Source organism: Microbacterium sp. bgisy207 (assembly GCF_057706855.1).
In genome coordinates this window covers 56,293-74,481 of sequence record NZ_JBYIPB010000012.1, presented here as the reverse complement: position 1 = coordinate 74,481, position 18,189 = coordinate 56,293, and the positions used below count along the sequence as shown (strand labels likewise).

The 18,189-nt window shown below is 67.2% G+C and carries 14 protein-coding genes; 5 read left to right on the top strand and 9 right to left on the bottom strand.

Features of this window, described 5'->3' with window-relative positions:
• Positions 1 to 1,437: a helix-turn-helix domain-containing protein gene (locus AC3ENO_RS12130; protein WP_434970875.1), complete on the bottom strand. Its 1,437-nt coding sequence runs from the start codon at positions 1,435 to 1,437 to the stop codon at positions 1 to 3.
• Between the two features lie 120 nt (positions 1,438 to 1,557).
• On the opposite strand from AC3ENO_RS12130, the gene AC3ENO_RS12125 reads away from it, so the two are divergent.
• Positions 1,558 to 3,420 (top strand): phosphoenolpyruvate carboxykinase (GTP), encoded by a 1,863-nt coding sequence (locus tag AC3ENO_RS12125; RefSeq protein WP_434970874.1) that lies wholly within the window; start codon positions 1,558 to 1,560, stop codon positions 3,418 to 3,420.
• Between the two features lie 137 nt (positions 3,421 to 3,557).
• Here the strand turns inward: AC3ENO_RS12125 and AC3ENO_RS12120 are convergent, their stop codons facing one another.
• The 6 genes from AC3ENO_RS12120 to AC3ENO_RS12095 all read right to left on the bottom strand — a co-directional run bounded on the left by AC3ENO_RS12120 (position 3,558) and on the right by AC3ENO_RS12095 (position 10,452).
• Complete coding sequence (locus tag AC3ENO_RS12120) at positions 3,558 to 5,576, bottom strand: ABC transporter ATP-binding protein (RefSeq protein ID WP_434970873.1); 2,019 nt, start codon at positions 5,574 to 5,576, stop codon at positions 3,558 to 3,560.
• 170 nt (positions 5,577 to 5,746) lie between these two features.
• The gene (locus AC3ENO_RS12115) at positions 5,747 to 7,015 is read right to left on the bottom strand and encodes an ABC transporter substrate-binding protein (protein ID WP_434970872.1); all 1,269 of its coding nucleotides are present in this window, start codon (positions 7,013 to 7,015) and stop codon (positions 5,747 to 5,749) included.
• Positions 7,012 to 8,088: a branched-chain amino acid ABC transporter permease gene (locus tag AC3ENO_RS12110; protein ID WP_434970871.1), complete on the bottom strand. Its 1,077-nt coding sequence runs from the start codon at positions 8,086 to 8,088 to the stop codon at positions 7,012 to 7,014. The genes AC3ENO_RS12115 and AC3ENO_RS12110 overlap by 4 nt, the downstream gene beginning before the upstream one ends.
• A complete protein-coding gene (locus tag AC3ENO_RS12105; protein ID WP_434970870.1) occupies positions 8,088 to 8,969 on the bottom strand; it encodes a branched-chain amino acid ABC transporter permease in 882 nt (293 codons plus the stop codon). Before AC3ENO_RS12105 ends, AC3ENO_RS12110 begins: the two co-directional genes overlap by 1 nt.
• A gap of 3 nt (positions 8,970 to 8,972) precedes the next feature.
• Complete coding sequence (locus AC3ENO_RS12100) at positions 8,973 to 9,683, bottom strand: ABC transporter ATP-binding protein (protein WP_434970869.1); 711 nt, start codon at positions 9,681 to 9,683, stop codon at positions 8,973 to 8,975.
• On the bottom strand, positions 9,670 to 10,452 hold the full coding sequence (locus AC3ENO_RS12095; protein WP_434970868.1) for an ABC transporter ATP-binding protein: 783 nt from the start codon (positions 10,450 to 10,452) through the stop codon (positions 9,670 to 9,672). Before AC3ENO_RS12095 ends, AC3ENO_RS12100 begins: the two co-directional genes overlap by 14 nt.
• 262 nt (positions 10,453 to 10,714) lie before the next feature.
• Between AC3ENO_RS12095 and AC3ENO_RS12090 the strand changes: the two genes are divergently transcribed.
• Both AC3ENO_RS12090 and AC3ENO_RS12085 read left to right on the top strand, forming a co-directional pair.
• Positions 10,715 to 12,085: an aminomethyl transferase family protein gene (locus AC3ENO_RS12090; RefSeq protein WP_434970867.1), complete on the top strand. Its 1,371-nt coding sequence runs from the start codon at positions 10,715 to 10,717 to the stop codon at positions 12,083 to 12,085.
• Positions 12,086 to 12,128: 43 nt separating this feature from the next.
• A complete protein-coding gene (locus AC3ENO_RS12085; RefSeq protein ID WP_434970866.1) occupies positions 12,129 to 13,052 on the top strand; it encodes an IclR family transcriptional regulator in 924 nt (307 codons plus the stop codon).
• Between the two features lie 12 nt (positions 13,053 to 13,064).
• Here AC3ENO_RS12085 and AC3ENO_RS12080 read toward each other — a convergent pair whose 3' ends face one another.
• Entirely contained in the window at positions 13,065 to 14,420 is a 1,356-nt protein-coding gene (locus AC3ENO_RS12080) for an aminomethyl transferase family protein (RefSeq protein ID WP_434970865.1), read from the bottom strand.
• 149 nt (positions 14,421 to 14,569) lie between these two features.
• Between AC3ENO_RS12080 and AC3ENO_RS12075 the strand changes: the two genes are divergently transcribed.
• Positions 14,570 to 15,553, top strand: coding sequence for a LysR family transcriptional regulator (locus AC3ENO_RS12075; protein WP_434970864.1), 984 nt, complete (start codon positions 14,570 to 14,572; stop codon positions 15,551 to 15,553).
• Between the two features lie 23 nt (positions 15,554 to 15,576).
• Here AC3ENO_RS12075 and ligM read toward each other — a convergent pair whose 3' ends face one another.
• Positions 15,577 to 16,980, bottom strand: a complete 1,404-nt coding sequence (gene ligM / locus AC3ENO_RS12070; RefSeq protein WP_434970863.1) for a vanillate/3-O-methylgallate O-demethylase — start codon at positions 16,978 to 16,980, stop codon at positions 15,577 to 15,579.
• 143 nt (positions 16,981 to 17,123) lie between these two features.
• On the opposite strand from ligM, the gene AC3ENO_RS12065 reads away from it, so the two are divergent.
• Positions 17,124 to 18,185, top strand: coding sequence for a 4-oxalomesaconate tautomerase (locus AC3ENO_RS12065; protein ID WP_434970862.1), 1,062 nt, complete (start codon positions 17,124 to 17,126; stop codon positions 18,183 to 18,185).
• Positions 18,186 to 18,189: the final 4 nt, after the last annotated feature.

Here is an 18,189-nt window from a genome sequence, read left to right as displayed (position 1 = left end):
CTACGCGTGACGCTCGAGGAACGCGTAGACCTCGGAGTCGTCGACACCGGGGAAGTTGCCACGGGGGAGCGGTGTGAACATCTGCATGTGAACGCGGGCGCTCGGCCACGCTTTGCCCTCCCATCGGGCCGTGAGTTCGGCGGGAGCGCGCCGGCAGCAGGCCTGGTCGGGACACGTCGATACCGCGCGTTTGGTGGTCTCCCGCCCGCGGAACCACCGTGCATCGTCGAACGGGACCCCGACGCTGATCGAGAACTCGCCGTCGGCGGTGGTCCCCGTCTGGGTGGAGCACCAGAACGTCCCCGCCGGGGTGTCGGTGTACTGGTAGTGCTCGGTGGTGCGGTTCTGCTCCGAGAACGCGGCGCGCGCTGACCACTTGCGGCAGGCGATCTGTCCGTCGACAGCCCCCGTTACATCCATCGGCAGGGGCAGGTCGTCGTTCTCGTAGACGCGGGAGATGGCCCCGGAGCCATCCACGCGCAAGAAATGCAGACGGATGCCCAGATGCTGCGTCATGAGGTTCGTCATCCGCATCGCCGCTGCCTCATGAGTCACCCCGAACGCGTCGCGGAAGTCCTCGACGGCAAGGTTGCGGTCCTTCTTGGCCTGCTGCAGGAATGCGACACCGTTCGTCTCGGGGATCAGGCAGCACGCTGCGAAGTAGTTGATCTCGAGTCGCTGCTGCAGGAAGTGGGCGTACGAGGTCGGTCGCTGGTGTCCCAGCAGTCGGTGCGCCATCGCCTGCAGCGCCATCGACCGCAGCCCATGGCCGCCCGGGATCGACGCCGGCGGCAAGTAGATGCGCCCGTTCTCCAGGTCGGTCACCGAGCGCGTCGACTGTGGCAGGTCGTTGACGTACAGCAGTTCGAACCCGAGCCGCTCGGCCATGATGCTCACTGTCCGGTGCGTGAGAGCGCCGGAGACATGGCCGGCTGCGGCAAGCTGCTTCTCGGCGAGCTTCTCGATCTCGGGTAGGTAGTTGTCGAGATCGCGCATCCGCAACCGCAGCTCAGTGTTGGCCCGGCGCGCCTCCTCGGGGGTCGCGATGGCTTCGCGTTCGCGACGCTCGAGCTCGCGATGCAGACCGAGGATGGATTCGATCGTCTCATCCGGCATCCCCTTGGTCACCTTGACGGGGGCGATTCCGAGCCGACGGAAGACCGGGCTGGCCTGTGCGCGCTCCAGTTCGATCTCCAGTGCTGCGCGCCGGTTCGGCGGCTCCGCCGCGAGCAGGTCGGTGACCTCGAGTCCAGTCGCCTGCGCGATCGCCTGGAGCAGGGACAGTTTCGGTTCCCGTTTCCCATTCTCGATGAGGCTCAGCTGGCTTCCCGCGACGCCGACCTGGGCGCCCAGCTCGTCGAGGGTCCACCCGCGGGAGACGCGTTCATGACGGATGCGGTGCCCGAGAGTCACCAGTTCGAGGTTGGTGGGTGCCATTCCTTGATGCTAGCGAAAGAAGTGCGTTTCTTACGAGACGTAGTCGCTTCAAACGACGCTCAGCCTGCACGAGAGTAGAGAAAGACCCCACCGCGACCCCTTCGTACGACAGGAGCGAGAATGGCCATCGCCGACGTTACTCGACCCACCGCCTCCGCGCCCGCGTCCACCTCAGGACAGCTGCCGACGATTTCCGGCCCCGGTATGGACGCCCTCATCGAGTGGGTCGACGAGATCGCCGCGCTCACCAAACCCGACCGCATCCATTGGGTGAACGGTTCACGCGCGGAAAACGACGCGCTGTTGCGAGAGCAGGTCGACCAGGGCAAGCTCATCAAGCTCAACCCCGAATGGCGTCCCGGCTCGTACCTGGCTCGTTCCCATCCGAGCGACGTCGCGCGAACCGAGGCCCGTACATTCATCGCCTCGGAGCGGGAGGAAGATGCCGGCCCCACGAACAACTGGGTCGCGCCCTCCGAGATCCGTGCGACGATCACCCCGCTGTTCGACGGGTCGATGCGGGGCCGCACGATGTACGTCGTTCCCTTCTCGATGGGAGCCGTCGGCGGCCCGCTCTCGCACATCGGTGTGCAGGTCACCGACAGTGCGTACGCGGTGACCTCGATCGGCATCATGACGCGCGTGGGCACCGACGTCCTGCGGGAGATCGCGAACGGTGCGGCGTGGGTCAAGACCGTCCACTCCGTCGGGGCGCCCCTTGCTCCCGGCGAGGAGGACGTGGCCTGGCCGTGCAATGACGAGAAGTACATCGTGCACTTCCCCGACACCCTCGAGGTCTGGTCGTACGGCTCGGGCTACGGCGGGAACGCCATCCTCGCGAAGAAGTGCTTCGCATTGCGGATCGCATCCGTGATCGGGCGGGACGAGGGGTGGATGGCTGAGCACATGCTGCTCATCCGTGTCATCAGTCCCCAGGGGAAGGCGTACCACATCGCCGCTGCCTTCCCGTCGGCGTGTGGCAAGACGAACCTCGCCATGCTGCGCCCGACGATTCCCGGATGGCGCGTCGAGACGCTCGGCGATGACATCGCGTGGCTGCGACCGGGTGATGACGGACGCCTGTGGGCGATCAACCCCGAGGCCGGCTTCTTCGGCGTCGCTCCGGGCACCGGTGAGTCCACGAACGTCACCGCGGTGGAGACCCTCTGGGGCAACACGATCTTCACGAACGTCGCCCTGCGTCCCGACGGCGACGTGTGGTGGGAAGGCCTGACCGATGAGCCGCCCGCAGAGCTGATCGACTGGGAAGGCAACCCCTGGACGCCGGCCTCCGGTCGACCCGCCGCCCACCCGAATTCCCGCTTCACGGTGCGTGCCGACCAGTGCCCGCAGATCGCCGACGACTGGGATGCGCCCGAGGGTGTGCCGATCGACGCGATCTTGTTCGGGGGCCGCCGCGCGACGAATGTGCCGCTCGTGGTCGAGGCCACTGACTGGGCCCACGGGGTGTTCCTCGGCTCGACCATCTCGTCCGAGCGCACCGCCGCGGCCGAGGGCACCGTCGGTGAACTGCGTCGCGACCCGTTCGCGATGCTGCCGTTCTGCGGATACAACATGGCCGACTACTTCGGTCACTGGATCAAGATGGGCCAGAAGCTCCGCTTCGACCGCGCTCCGAGGATCTTCCAGGTCAACTGGTTCCGCAAGGGAACGGATGGCCGGTTCCTGTGGCCGGGATTCGGCGACAACTCGCGGGTCATCGAGTGGATCGTCCGGCGCGTCGACGGTGAGGTCCCCGCCGTCGACAGCCCCATCGGGCGGCTCCCTCGCATCGAGGACCTCAACCTCGAAGGCATCGAGGTGCCGGCCGAGGACCTCGAGGAGCTGTTCGCGGTCGACCCCCAGTCGTGGTTGCACGAGGCCGACCTCACCGAGGAGTTCTTCGGTGTCTTCGATGGTCGCATCCCGGCCCCGCTGAACGCTGAACTCGCAGCCCTTCGCTACCGCCTCAAGTCCTCCTGACCCGGGCGTCCTCCTCCCGCCCGTACCCGGCGCAACCCGCGCCCCTCGCGAACCCACCCCTTCTTGCCCCAGCCCACAGGTTTCGGCCGCAGGAAGGGGTGGGTTCGTCGAGATTGTTGTTGGTTCGGCGGGGTGGGTCAGACCAGGAGCTGGTGGCGCGCGAGGTCGCGGTAGAGGGGCGTGGACTCGACCAGTTCGCCGTGCGTGCCCTGACCGATGACCTCACCGTTCTGCATGACGACGATCAGGTCGCTGTCGACGACTGTCGACAGTCGGTGAGCGATCACGATGAGCGTGCGCTCCGCGGCCACCGCATCGATCGCGTCACGCATCCGCTGCTCATTCAAGCCGTCCAGCGATGACGTCGATTCATCCAGGAGCAGGATCGGCGGTGCGGCAAGCAGCGCACGTGCGATCGCGAGGCGCTGGCGCTCGCCCCCCGAGAGCATGACGCCGTTCTCGCCGACGGGCGCTTCCAGGCGGAGGGGACTGCGCTCGAGCACCTCGGTCAGGTTCACCGCGTCGAGGACGCGCTCGCAATCGGCATCCGTCGCGTCGGGCGAGGCGAGCCGGAGGTTCTGGGCGATCGTCCCCGCGAGGGTGGGCGCGTCCTGCTCGACGTAGCCCAACTGTGCCCGCAGCCGCTCACGGGGCAGCGTGCGGATGTCCACCCCGCCGAGCAGGATCGCCCCGTCGGTCGGGTCGTAGAACCGTTCGATGAGCGCAAGTGTCGTGCTCTTGCCGGCGCCGGAGGGGCCGACGATCGCGACGCGCGCGCCGCGCGGCACCTGGAAGGAGACGCCGCGCAGGACGTCTCCGGCGGCGATGGACGGGTCACCTCCGGCAGCAGCCTCGGATGCCGCATCCGCCGGAGTGTCGGTGGTTCCCGAGTCCGCCGTCGGCAGTGTCAGAGCCGAGGTATCGACGTGCGCGCTCTCGAGCACCGCGCGGGCCTCGGTCTCCGCACGGCGCCGGGCCGCGACGACGGCCTCCGGGTACCGGAACCACACGTCGCGGAACTCGATCGCGATCTCGGGTGATTCGATTGGCGCACGCTGCGCATCGGGGCCAGCGCCCGCGGCGTGTTGTGACATATGAACGGCGGGTGCCACGGCGGACACGGATGCCGCGATCCGAGCGTCATCGGCGTCCTCGGTCGGCAGGTCGAGGACCTCCTGGATGCGTCCCAGGGCGCCGAGAGCCTGGTTCACCGAGGTGATGGCCCCGAAGAAGCTGCCGAGGGGGCCGACGAGAAGAAATAGGAAGAGGATGAAGGTGACGAGGTTCGCGATGTCGATCGCACCGGAGGCGACTCGGTATCCACCGACGCCGAGGACGACCAGCAGCGACACCTGCAGGGCGATCCCCGCGACCGGCACGACGAGTGCGGAGACCTTCGCGATCCGAACGCCGACGCGGTACGCGTCCGTTGCGACGCCCGTGATGTCCGCGACCTCGCGCTCGGTGGCACCGGCGGCTCGCACCGTCCGAATCGAACTGACGGCCCGTTCCACCGAGGAGGCCAGCTCGCCGACCTTCTCCTGCTGCTCTCCGGTCGCGCGACGGATGCGGCCGCTGAGCACCACGACCCCGGCGATGGACACACCGATGACCACGACGATGGCGGCAAGCAGGAGAGGGTCGATCAGGGCCATCGCGACGAGGGCGCCGACGAAGATGAGGGAGTTGCCCACCGCATCCGCGAGCCCCTGCGTCAGGACGGCGTACAGGAGCGTCGTGTCGGTGCCGACGCGCGAGACCAGATCGCCTGTGCGGCGGGCGTCGAACTCCCGGATGGGCAGGTGCAGAATGCGGGCGACGAGTTGTCGCCTGCTCGAGTAGACGACGGCGGTCCCGGTTCGCTGCAGCAGGTAGTGCTGGAATCCGGAGATGAGAGAGGCGGCGACGACGAGCGCGACGATGCCCCACACGAGCAGACCGAGCCCGTCGTTCGCCTCGACGCGGGCGATCACCTGGCCGACGAGCAACGGCTGAGCGAGCGTTGCGACGGCGCCCAGGACGCTCAGGACGGCGACCACGATCAGCACGTTCCGGTGCTCGAGCAGGAACGGGATCAGCTGACGGAACGTCGCGCGCGGACCTTCCTCGGGGGTGCGACGACCACGGCGGGCGGGACGCGTATCAGCGCGCGACATGCAGACCTCGTTTCGGCGGGAGGGGCTCCTATGACCGTACTCCCGTCACGTGACCACACGCTGCGACCTCCGGTGCGGGGCGCCTCGCGCCGGAGGATGCCGCGCGAGGCACGGAGCAGACGAGGGGCGGCCCGGGAAACCCCGGACCGCCCCTCGCCAGCTGGCCGGTGTCAGCCGATCATGTCGGCGTCGCTGTATCCGGTGCCGTTGTACTTCTGGACGATCACGCTCGATACGGCCGGCTCGCCGGGGATCGTGGTGGTCACCGCGGTCCCGGGAAGCATGAGCGGCGCCTCGAAGTCCGTGACCTCTCGCAGGTGCAGCATGAAGTCGTCGCGCGTCGGCTCGGTCATGTTCTGGAAGACCTGCTCGAGCGTGGCGCCGATCATGTAGCTCCACATGCAGTGGGGGAACGCCGGCGGGTCTGCGTAGTCGCCGTATTCCTTCAGGTCGGACAGGAACGTCACGACATCCTCATCCTCCGCAAAGGCCGGGCTTGCCGGAGCCTTGGAGAACGACACCGAGTAGACCCCGGGGAAGGCTGCTGCGTTGCCCGGCCCGAGAATCGCGGTCGGGCTCGATGTGTTCGACGGCAGGAACCAGCTCGGAAGCCAGCCGAGTTCCTGAGCCTTCTGCAGCGACGAGATCACGAGCGGGGTGATCGACATCGCGTTGAAGAAGACGTCTGCGCCGCTGGCCGCCAACTCGGTCAACTGAGCGTCGACCGATGTGTCGGTGGCCTCGTAGCTGAGCTCTTTGACGATCTCGATGTTGCTCGCGCCCTCGACGGCTTCCTTGAAGCCCTCGACGTAGCCCTGGCCGTAATCGTCGTTCTGATACAGGATCGCGACCTTGTGGTCGCCCGACTCGGCGAGCAGCTCCCCGAATGCGGCGCCCTCGTTCTGGTAGATCGGCACGAAGCCGAGCTGCCAGGGGCTCTCCTCGGGGTCGGAGAACAACGGGTCGCCGGTCATGATCAGGACCTGCGGGAACTCCTCGTCGATCGCCGCCTCCCGCCACGCGCGGTTGGTCGGCGTGCCGAGGCCCGAGGTAGCGGCGAACACGTCGTCGGCGACCATCTGCTGGAAGTTGGCGAGCGCCTTCTGGGGGTCATACGCGTCGTCGTAGGACTTGACCTCGACAGTGCGCGTCTTGCCGTCTCCGAACTCGATGCCGCCCTCGGCGTTTCGGGCGCCCATGTAGGCGGCGAGGCCGGCAACCGTGCACGTGCCTGGCCCCGCGGTCGCGCCCGACAGCGGTGTCGAGACCCCGAGCGCGATGGTGGTATCGGTGATGCCCGGACTGTTCGCGACGGCGCCGTCTGTGCTGTCACCGCCGCCGGAGTCCCCGCCTCGGGAGCATCCGGCGGCGAGCAGGGCGACGATGCCGATGCCCGCAACCACGGAGACTGCCCGTGTTCTGGTGCGAAGAGTGCTCATGTGTTGTGCCTCTTTTCTTCTGGTGTGGTGTGGGAGGGAGAAGTCGATGCCGGGGGTTTGGCGGATCCGCCGCGGCGCCCGGCGGGTCCGGCTTCACGGCGAGCCAGCCGTCGGAGCGCACGCGGGAGGGAGGCCAGTCCGCCCGGCAGGAGGAACAGGACCGCGAGGAGGATGACACCCTGCAGGAAGGCCGTCATGCCCGGGTTGATGATGTTGGTCCACTGCGGCACGAGAACGTAGTAGGCGCCGCCGAGCAGAGAGCCCACGATGCTCCCCGCGCCGCCGATCACCATCGCTGCCAGCAGCGAGATCGAGTGGCCGAAGCTCAGGGTCTCGGGGGAGGTGTACTGGACGACCACCATGTACATGAACCCGGCGACACCGCCGATGATCGACGCGATCGTGAAGGCGAGCACCTTGTACCAGTAGGGGGAGACCCCCATGGATGCCGCGACGGCCTCGTTCGACTTCACGATCGCGAGAGCCCGGCCGAACTTCCCGTGTACCAGGTTGCGGGTCAGCAGGTACACGATGACGGTGATCAGGATGACGATGTACAGCTGCCACTGATCGTTGTAGAGACCGGTCCACTCCGGGGCGGATGAGAACCGTGCCGAGATTCCCTGAGACCCGCCCGTGAACTCCGAGAGGCGCTTGGCCAGGGGCACCCCGACGATCGGGAGAGCGATCGTCACCATGGCGATCGCGAGACCGCCGAGTCTGCTCGCCGCGAGGGCGACGATCAGTCCGACGACGCCGGGGAGGATGCACGCGAGCGCGAACACGAGAAGGATGTTCCAGTCCTGCGTCACCCCGTACGCCGTGACGTAGGCCCCCAGCCCCACGAAGAAGATCTGACCGAGCGAGACCTGACCGGCGTAGCCCATGACGACGTTGAGTCCGAGCACAGCGACCGCGAATACGCCGATGCGGGCAGCCGTCTGGTTCGCGAACTCGGGCAGGACGAGGGGCCCCACGATCAGAATGGCGGCGATGACGGCGATCACGACCCACCGCACCCACGGGCGGCGGGCGCGTCGGGGAGTCGTCGAGAAGTCGGTTGTCGAGATCATCACACGCGCACCACCGTCTTGCGTCCGAACAGCCCCTGCGGTCGCACGAGCAGCACCACGAAGATCAGAATGAACGGCACCGCGATCTTCATGTCGTGGCCGATGAAGGGCACGTACACCGCCGCGAGGTTCTCCAGCACACCGATGAGCCACGCCGCGATGACGACTCCGATCGGGCTGGACAGCCCGCCGAGGATCACCGCCGCCAGCGCGTAGACGAGGGCAGAGTCCATCATTCCGGGAGTGAGGGTCAGTTGCGGTGCGACGAGCGCGCCGGCGACGGCGCCGAGCGCCGCAGCCAGGCCCCAGCCGACCATGAGCATCCGGCCGACGGGTATTCCCGAGAATGCCGCCGATTGCGGGTTCACCGCGACTGCCCGGAGCGCGAGCCCGAGCTTCGTGCCCACGAACAGCAGCTGGAGCAGTCCCATGATCGCAAGGATGACGAAGATCGTTCCCAGCGAGCGGACGCTGATCACGGCTCCGAGAAGGGTGACCGTCTCCAGCGGGAACAGGGACGGAAACAGCAGGTTGTTGTACGACCAGATCCAGCCGACGAAGCCTGTGACGAGTGTCAACAGGCCGATCGTCACGACCACGGCGGTGTCGGGATCGCCGCCTTCGAACCGGCGCATCAGGAACCGCTCGACGATCGCGCCGAAGAGGAACGCGAACAGCACCGAGATCAGGATCGCGAGGATCAGGGGGAGCCCGACCTGCGTCAGGGTGTACGCCACGTAGGCCGCGAGCACCGCCATCCCGCCTTGGGCGAAGTTGATCAGTCCGGTCGCCTGGTTCACCAGGACGATCGCCAGTGCGAGCGCCGCGTAGATCGATCCGGTCGAGAGACCGTCGACGACCAGTTGGACGAAGGTTCCCATCCGTCAGCCTCCCAGGTAAGCGCGTCGGATCTCGTCCATGCCCTTGAGCTCGGACGTGGTGCCGGTCAGTGCGTTGCGGCCGGTCTCGAGGACCGTCGCAGAATCGACCACAGTGAAGGCGAGATTGGCGTTCTGCTCGACGACGACCATCGCAATCCCCGACTCGGAGCGCAGACGCGAGATCGCCTCGTAGACGTTCTTCGCCGTGCTCGGCGCCAGTCCCAGGGAGGCCTCGTCGAGGAGGATGAGCCGCGGTTTGGCCATGACGGCCCGAGCGACGGCGAGCATCTGTTGCTCGCCGCCCGAGAGCGCCGCGCCGTGCGAGCGGATTCTCGCTTTGAGGTTCGGGAACAGGTCGAGCAGGTACTCGATGTCCTCCTCGATGCCCTTCCGGTCCTTCCGGAGGTAGGCGCCCACGCGCAGGTTCTCGCGAACCGTGAGATCTGAGAGGGTTCCCCGCCCCTCCGGTACGTGCGCGATCCCGAGCGCCGCAACCTGATCCGGCCGTTTGCCGCGGATGTCCTTGCCGTCGAAGGTGATGCGGCCACCGGTTCGTACGACACCGGTGATGGCGCGCAGCGTGGTGGTCTTTCCGGCGCCGTTCGCGCCGAGGATGCCGACAGCCCCGCCCTCCGGCACGCTCAGCGACACGCCCTCGAGCACCTGGACGGGCCCGTAGGACGCGGTCACGTCCTCGAGCTCAAGCAGCGTCATCGTCAGCCTCCTTGCCGATGTAGGCCTCGATAACGCGCGGGTCGGATTGCGCCTCGGCCGCCGTTCCTTCGACGAGCTTCTTGCCGTGATCGAGGACGACGACCCGATCGGTGAGTGCGGCGATGAGTCCCATGTGGTGCTCGACGACGACGATCGTGATGTCTGCTTCGGCGCGAATCGTCCGGATGGTCTCGATGAGGTTCTGAACCTCAGAGTGCGGAAGACCCGCTGCCGGCTCGTCCAGCAGCAGGAGCCGCGGCCGCGACATGAGGGCACGGGCCAGCTCGATTCCCTTGTGGAGCCCGTGCGACAGCTCGTCAGCGTGCATGTCGGCTGCCCAGTCCAGTCCCACCTTCTCGAGGAGGGTCCGAGCCTCGGCACGCATCGCTCGCTCGGCGCGGCCGGTCATCGGCAGCCGAAGCGACCAGGCGATCGGTCCTCCCGGGAGACGAGTGTGGGCGCCGAGCATGACGTTGTCGAGGACCGTCGATCCCAGTTGGAGCGCCGGATGCTGGAAGGTGCGCGCCAGTCCATGGCGCGCGAGCGTCGCGGGCGACGATCCGAGGACCTCCTCGTCGTCGATCGTGATCGAGCCTGAGCTGGGCCGGTAGTGACCACTGATGCAATTGAACAGGGACGTCTTGCCCGCGCCGTTGGGGCCCACGAGGCCGAAAATCCGGCCGGGCTCGACGTCGAAGCTGACGTTCTCGAGAACACTGATCCCTCCGAAATGGAGGTTCAGGTCGCGGAGAGTCAGTCGAGCGGCCATCGCCCATCCTTCCCCGTGGCACCGGTGCCACGACCTGTCTCGGACGCTACGACCCGCCTCGGGCCTTGTCAACGACGAGGCCTGGTCAACCCCATGCCTGGTCAACGACTCTGTGACCTGTGCTCGATCGGAGCGTCCGCTCGTGATCATCATCGCGCCGGCTTCGGATGGCAGCTCATCCGATTCCGTTCAATGGAAGCTCATGGCGGCGCGGCGAACGCGCCGACCTAGCATGGCGCCACATCGATAGGAAAGGTCGACGATGACATCCGAGTCCCTCGCCGCGGCGATCGCCCGCGCCGGAAGCCCCGTTTCGCTCTTGCGCAACCAGAACTGGCCCGCCTTCACGTTCCCCGTCGCGCCCGAGTTCACGAACTGGCGCGACGAGCAGCGCGCCTGGAACAGCACGGTCGCCCTCATGGACCAGTCCCACCACATGACACAGCTGTTCCTGGGCGGCGCTGACCTCATCCCGTTGCTGTCCAGCATCTCACCCAACACGTTCGCCACGTTCCGACCGGGCGTGGCCAAGCAGCTGATCTCGGTCAACAAGGATGGCTACCTCATCGGGGACGGCATCCTGTTCTATAACGCCGACGCACCGGAAGGTCTCGTGCTCATCGGGCACCACCTCCTCATCGACTGGGTGCGGTTCAACGTCGAGAAGGCCAAAGCCGCAGGCAAGGACGTGCACGACCGCCTCGAGGCCAACTCGCACATGCGACAGGGGCCGCCGACGTTCTACCGCTACGAATTGCAGGGACCGAAGGCCGACATCGTGATGGAGAAGGTCTTCGGCGGGCCCGCTCCCGACATCAAGTTCTTCCACATCGGGGATGTCGAGATCGCCGGTCGCCCTGTCAAGGCGCTGCGCCACGGCATGGCGGGGCAGCCCGGTTTCGAGTTCTACGGTCCGTGGGAAGACAACGAGATTGTGCTGGATGCCCTCATGGCGGCCGGGGCAGAGCACGGCATCCGTCGCGTAGGCGCAAAGGCGTACTCGGCGACGCCGCTCGAATCGGGATGGGTGCCGACTCCCTTCCCCGCGATCTTCGACGACGACTTCGCCGAGTACCGCGAGTGGTTGCCCGCCGACCGTGCCGGGTCGATCGGCGGATCGCTCTACAGCGACGACATCCACGACTACTACATGACGCCCTACGACCTCGGCCTCGGCCGATCCGTGCGGTTCGATCACGACTTCCACGGTCGTGAGGCGCTCGAGAAGATCGCCGAGAATCCGAAGCGACGCAAGGTCACCCTGCTGTGGAACGCGAGTGACGTCGCCGACGTGGTGCGCTCCCAGATGGAGCCCGGCATCCCGGCCAAGTTCCTCGACTTCCCGAAGGCGCGATACGGCTTCTACCAGATGGACGAGGTTCTCCGTGACGGTCGTCGGGTCGGCATCTCGACCGACGCCGGGTACATCGCCTTCGACCAGCTCTACATGTCGCTGGCGACTCTGGATGTCGACATCGCGGACGGCGAGATCGTCGAGGTCGTCTGGGGCGAGGACCCCATCTCGCACAAGCACAGCGTCGACGCGCAGCACCGGCAGGTACGCATCCGCGCCACTGTCGCCCCGGCGCCCTATCACGAGTTCGCTCGAACGGTCTATCGCGCCGACGAGTAAGGAGCCGGGCCGGTAGCATCATGGCGTCATCGAGGAGGATGCCATGGCGCGAGGATCAGCCGGCGAGTCTGTGCTGCACAAGCACTTGAGGATTCTCGACGCTTTCGAGGCACGCCGGCCCTTTCTCACGCTCACCGAGATCGCCGACGCGGCGGACCTGTCGATGTCGACAGCGCACCGCCTCGTCGGCGAACTCGAGCGCGAAGGCCTCCTCGAGCGCCTTCCCGACAGGTCGTATCGGTTGGGCGTACGACTTTGGGAGTTCGCATCGCGCACGCCCGGAGCGATCGGGCTGCGCGAACTCGCTCGTCCGTGGCTTGCCGCCGTGCACTCGCGCGTGCGCCAGCATACGCAGCTGGGTGTTCTCGCCGGCCGTGATGTGCTGTTCGTCGAGCGGATGTCGACGCGTGACGCCGTCGTCAACGCGACGCTGATCGGCGGACGGATCCCGTTGCCGGTCAGCTCGAGCGGTCTCGTTCTGCTCGCGCACGCGGAGCCCCGTCTGGTCGATGAGGTCGTCGCTGCGGGCTGGCCGGAGTACACCGCACACACTCCGCGCGGCGCCGGCGTTCTTCGCGCGCTCCTGCGGCGGGTCAGAGTGGACGGATACGCCTGCACCGAGGGGTTCATCCATGAGGAGTCCCGCGGGATCGCGGTGCCCGTCGTCGGGCCGCACGGCGTGGTCTACGCCGCTCTCGGCGTCGTCGTGCCCAACGACGGCGCACCGATCCAGGGGATCGTCGAGGTGCTGGCGGTGGCGTCACGGCAGATCACGGAAGCGCTCCGAGACGCATATCTTCCCGACGCGGGTGCGACGGGGCGCAACGAGCCGCACGGCATCGATCCGTTGGTGTCGACATCCTTGCGTTCGCTGGCGTACTTCGAAACGCACCCGGAGCCGGGGCGGCGCGTCGAGTCGCGTGACTCCGACGCTCGCGCGCGCCGTCCCGGCACGGCCACCGCGTAGGGGAGGAGCCTCTTACGCGTCGCGCCGGTAGCTCTCGCGCGCGTACGAGGAGTACGGTGCCGGCGCCACGGTCGCGCGGATCTGGATCTGCCGATGCGGCTCGACGGCGGGCTTGGCGGAGTTCGGCTCCTCGCCCCACACCACGAACACCTCGGTGCCCGGCGTCGCGGCATCCGGGGCGAGGCTCGCGAGGGAGGCGAACACGTGCTCGTTGGTGATGTAGCCGGCGTCGTGCGAGATCCCCACATCGGTCCCGTCACGGAGGACCCGGTCGACCTGATACAGGCCGTAACGCGCCTTCGGGAAGTCGATGTACTTCGCCGGCAGCCCCGGCTCGAGCATCGACCGCTGCGCCGCTGCGACATCGTCAGGGTTCCAGATGAGCGTCACCTTGACCCGGCTGGGCTGCTGCGAGAGGCGTTCGAGAGCCTCCCGGCCGAGGAAGTCATGATCGAACGCGACGCTGCGGCCGTAGCCGAGGTCGTAGGGGGTGACGTAGTAGTCCTCGATCCGATCCGAGGTGAGGCTTCCGGCCAGCGAGCCCGCACTCGTCGCGGGAAGCCACTCCAGGTACCGCTGCGCGTGCGCTCCCGTGAAGATCGCGGGCACGGGAGAAGGGACCCAGGCGGACTCGAGGTTGGCCGACGAGTACGCCTTGGAGCCGACTCGCACGAGTCCGAGCGGCTCTCCCTCGCGCAGCAGCGCGTCCCGCACGCGCTCGCCGTCCTCCCAGGGTCCGAACAGCTCGAAGCCGGGCTGGCCCGCCATGCCGTGGCGCAGCGAGCGCACCTGCACGCCATCGATCGTGAAGGTGGCCATGTGGAAGAAGCGGGTCGGGGGGACCGGGGCGCCGGTGACGCGCTCCATGAGCTCGAGCGCCCTCGGCCCCTGCAGCTCGTACCGGTAGAGGGTGGGGTTGCCCGCCCGTACGATCGAGTTGCCGTCGCGCTCGAAGGTCACGTCGTAGTCGCCGGTCTCGCCGTGGAATTGCACCCAGTCGATGACCATCTGGTGACCCACGAGGTCGAACTCTTCTTCGGCGAGGTAGAAGAGGATCGCGTCGCCGATGAGATAGCCCTCGTCGTTCACCGCGATGAACTGCTTCGCGTTGTCGACCTCGAAACGGGCGAAGCTGTTGACGCCGATGTCGCTCAGCAGTCGCAGGGCGTCCTTTCCGCGGATGAACAGGTCGGTCATGTGATGTGACTGATCCAGCAGGGCGACAGAGGTCCGCCAGGAGAGCTGTTCAGACCTCCAGTTGCTGAACTCCGCCGTGACGGGGAAGATCGTCGGCCGCGCCTGCGCGTTGCGCAGAAGCTGCACGGCGCTTCCGGATCGGGCGATCGCGGCGGCAAGCGACTCGGTCATCTGAACTCCTTCGTTCCCGGGCCGGCGCGATCTGCGCCGACCTCGATGAGACGCTATCCCAAGGAGAGCTGAAGTTAATAGGCTTCACGGATGAGCGCTGCTAATACCCACATGACCCGTCCTCATCCTCTGCAGAGTCGAGAGAAGTGATGCTCACCGACCTCAATCTCACACGGGTGTTCGTAACCATCTACGAGGCCGGCAGTCTCACCGCGGCGGGGCGCCGGCTGTTCGTGACACAGTCGGCGATCAGTCAATCCCTCGCCCGTCTGCGCCGTGAGCTGGGCGATCCTCTGTTCGAGAGAACGGCCCAGGGGATGCGACCCACCCCGCTTGCCGAGGCGATCTATCCGAAACTGCACGAGGGTGTGTCATCGATCGATCGGACGCTCGCCGCCGTCACCGGGTTCGATCCGCTCACGACGGAGCGCACCTTTCGGATCGCCCTCTCCGAACTCGGTGAGATCGGCTGGCTGCCCGCGATCGAAGAAGCGATCGCGACCGCCGCTCCGCGGGCCCGACTCGCGGTCAGCGCGCTGCGTGGCGAAGACCTCGAAGAGATGCTCACGAGGGGTTCGGTGGATCTGGCCATCACTCCGGCGGAGCTCGCGGGGGAGTTCGAACGCCACCGCGTCAAGCAGGAGGAGTACCGCGTCGTGATGTCCGCGACGAACCCGCTCGCCCACGACGAGATGAGTCTCGACGCGTACCGGGCGGCACGGCGGGTCTGGGTCGAAAGCGACTCGAGTGCGCGGTTGCTGGCGGGAGTGCACGCTCGGCACGGCGTGAGTGATCCGCCCGCCGTCAGTGTCCAGCACATCGCGTCCCTGCCGTCACTTCTTGCGCGCAGCCCAACGCTCATCGCGACGATCCCCGAGACGCTGGCCGTCGGCTGGTCGCGCAGCTGGCCGTTGGTCATCCGAGACCTTCCCTTCGCCCTCGGTCCGGTCGAGCTGCAGTTGTACCGGCGCCGCTCCCCACAGCATGCCGGGGCCTTGGAGTGGTTCTTCGCGACGGTCTCGGCCGCAGTCAGCGGCTTTCCCGGCGGATTCGAAGGCATTCACATCTCGGCCGATGACACGGCCCAGACAGAGAACGAGGGGATGGATGCCGCAGCATCCATCCCCTCGTGAGTTTCCGTGGCGGGCAGTCCCGGTCAGAGCGTGCCGGTCGTGCGCCAGCCTCCCTGGTACTCCTGGCGCGCCGTGACCGCGTAGGGCACGGGGCTGACGACGGCGCGGATCGCGATCTGCTCGTGGGGCTCGACCGTGGTCTTGCGCGACCCGCCGTCGGGCTCGCCCCACACCACGCGCACCTCGGCGCCGATCGGAACATCGCGGTCGACGGTTGCCAGCGAGAGCCCGCGCTTCTCGTTCGCGGTCACACCCGTGAACAGGGACAGGCCGACGGTGTTGCCGTCCGCGTCGATGACGGCGTCGTAGTTGCTCGATCCGTAGTTCGCGTTGGGCAGGTCGAAGAACTGGTAGCCCGGACCTTCACGGTCGAGGACGGAGGCCAGCACCTTCGTGAGGTCCTCGTCGTTCCACGCGAGCGTGACCTTCTTGCGCTGGGCCTCGGGGTCGATCTTCTCGAGCGCGTCGCGGCCGATGAAGTCGTGGTCGAACTTCACGAACGAGCCGTAGCCGAGCTCCCACGGGTTCAGGTAGTAGTCCTCGATGTTCTCGGAGACGAACGAACCGGCGAGCGCGTTGATCGCCTCGTAGCTGTTCGCCGGCAGCCACTCGCGGTAGGCGCGCTCGGCCTCGCTGGAGTAGATCGCCGGGAGCGGCGAGGGGATCCATCCCGACTCGAGGGTGTTCGACGAGTAGGCGCGCGAACCGCAGGGCTCGATGCCGAACTCGCGACCGGCCTCGAGGATGGCGTCACGGATCTTGCCGTGCTGCTCGTACGGACCCCAGATCTCGAGCCCGGGGGCGCCGGCCATGCCGTGACGCAGGGTGCGCACCTGCTCCCCGGCGATGGTCATGTAGCCCATGTGGAAGAACTTCACCTTCTCGACAGGGCCGCCGGCGAGCTTCTCGATGATCGCCCAGGCGTTCGGGCCCTGGATCTGGAAGCGGTAGTACTCCCGATGCACGGCCTGCCCGTAGGGGCGCGAGGGGGAGCGGTCGTCGTAGCGGAACTCGACGTCGTAGCCGCCGGTCTCGGCGTGGAACTGCAGCCAGTTCGCACCGGGCGCGCGGCCGACGTACACGTAGTCGTTCTCGGCCTCGTGGAACAGGATGCCGTCACCGATGACGCCGCCGTTGGAGGCGGTCGGGACGAACTGCTTCGCGGTGTTGACGGGGAAGTTCGCGAAGCTGTTGATGCCGGTGTCGCTGAGCAGCCTGAGCGCGTCCGGACCCGACACGAAGAAGTTCACCATGTGGTGGGTCTGGTCATACAGCACGGCGGTCTCGCGCCATGCCTTCTGCTCGCGGCGCCAGTTCGAGAACTCGGCGGGGACGACCGGGTAGATGTAGGTTCCGAGCTGCGAATCGCGCAGCATGCGGACGGTGTCGCCCTTCTCGTCCAGCAGCTCTTGCAGGTTGTTGGCCATGGAGTGTTTCCTCGACTTCCTTGTCCGGGTGGTGTCAGCGAGATCGTACGGTCTATATTTACCTATGTCCAGAGGTATTTCCGCATCAACAGGATTGTAGGCACAATCGTGAGCACTGCTCCTGTGAGTGAGGGCGCCGAGCCATGAGCACCGCTGCCGGCATCCGGTGCATGCTCATGCGGGGCGGAACCTCCAAGGGTGCATACTTTCTCGCCGAGGACCTCCCCACCGATCCCGCAGAACGGGACGACCTGTTGCTTCGCGTGCTGGGCAGTCCGGACCCTCGCCAGATCGATGGCCTGGGCGGCGGTCATCCCACGACCAGCAAGGTTGCCATCGTGTCTGGCTCCGCCGATGCCGCTGCCGACGTCGACTACCTGTTCCTTCAGATCGGTGTCGATGACGCGAGCGTGAGCACCGCACAGACGTGCGGCAATCTGCTCGCCGGGGTCGGGCCGTTCGCGATCGAGCGCGGACTCATCGCTGCCGAGGACGGATGGACGCCGCTGCGGATCCGGATGCGCAACACCGGCGGTATCGCCACGACGCGCATCCGCACGCCAGGAAGGGCGGTGGACTACGACGGGGACGCGGCGATCGACGGTGTGCCGGGGCGGGCAGCGGCGGTGGACCTCGAGATCGGGGCGGGAGCGCCACTTCTTCCGACCGGCACGGTGACCGACGAGATCGACGGGCACACCGTGACGCTCGTGGACAACGGGATGCCGGTCGTGCTGATGCGCGCCGAGGAGTTCGGCGTCGCGGGACACGAGACTCCGGCCGAGCTCGAGGCGCGCGCAGACCTCGCCGCCCGGGTCGAGTCCCTGAGACTCGCCGCGGGGCCGTTGATGGGGTTCGGTGACGTCGCGGCGCAGACCGTTCCCCAGATGTTCTTGCTGTCGCCGCCGCGTCACGGCGGAGTCATCAGCACCCGTGCGTTCGTGCCGACCACGGTTCACCCGTCTATCGGGGTCCTCATGGCTGCCTCCGTCGCGGCCGGCATCCGTCTTCCCGGTGCGGTGGGAGCCGACATCGCCGAGGACCCGGATGCCGACCCCTGCCTCATCGAGCACCCCGGCGGGATCTTCCCCGCGAGGGTGAGCGTCGAGCATCGCGCAGACGGACAGTGGTATGGCACATCCATGTCCGCGCGTACCGCCCGCAAGATCTTCGACGGGTTCGTCTTTCCCAGACCCCGTCGGTGAAGGC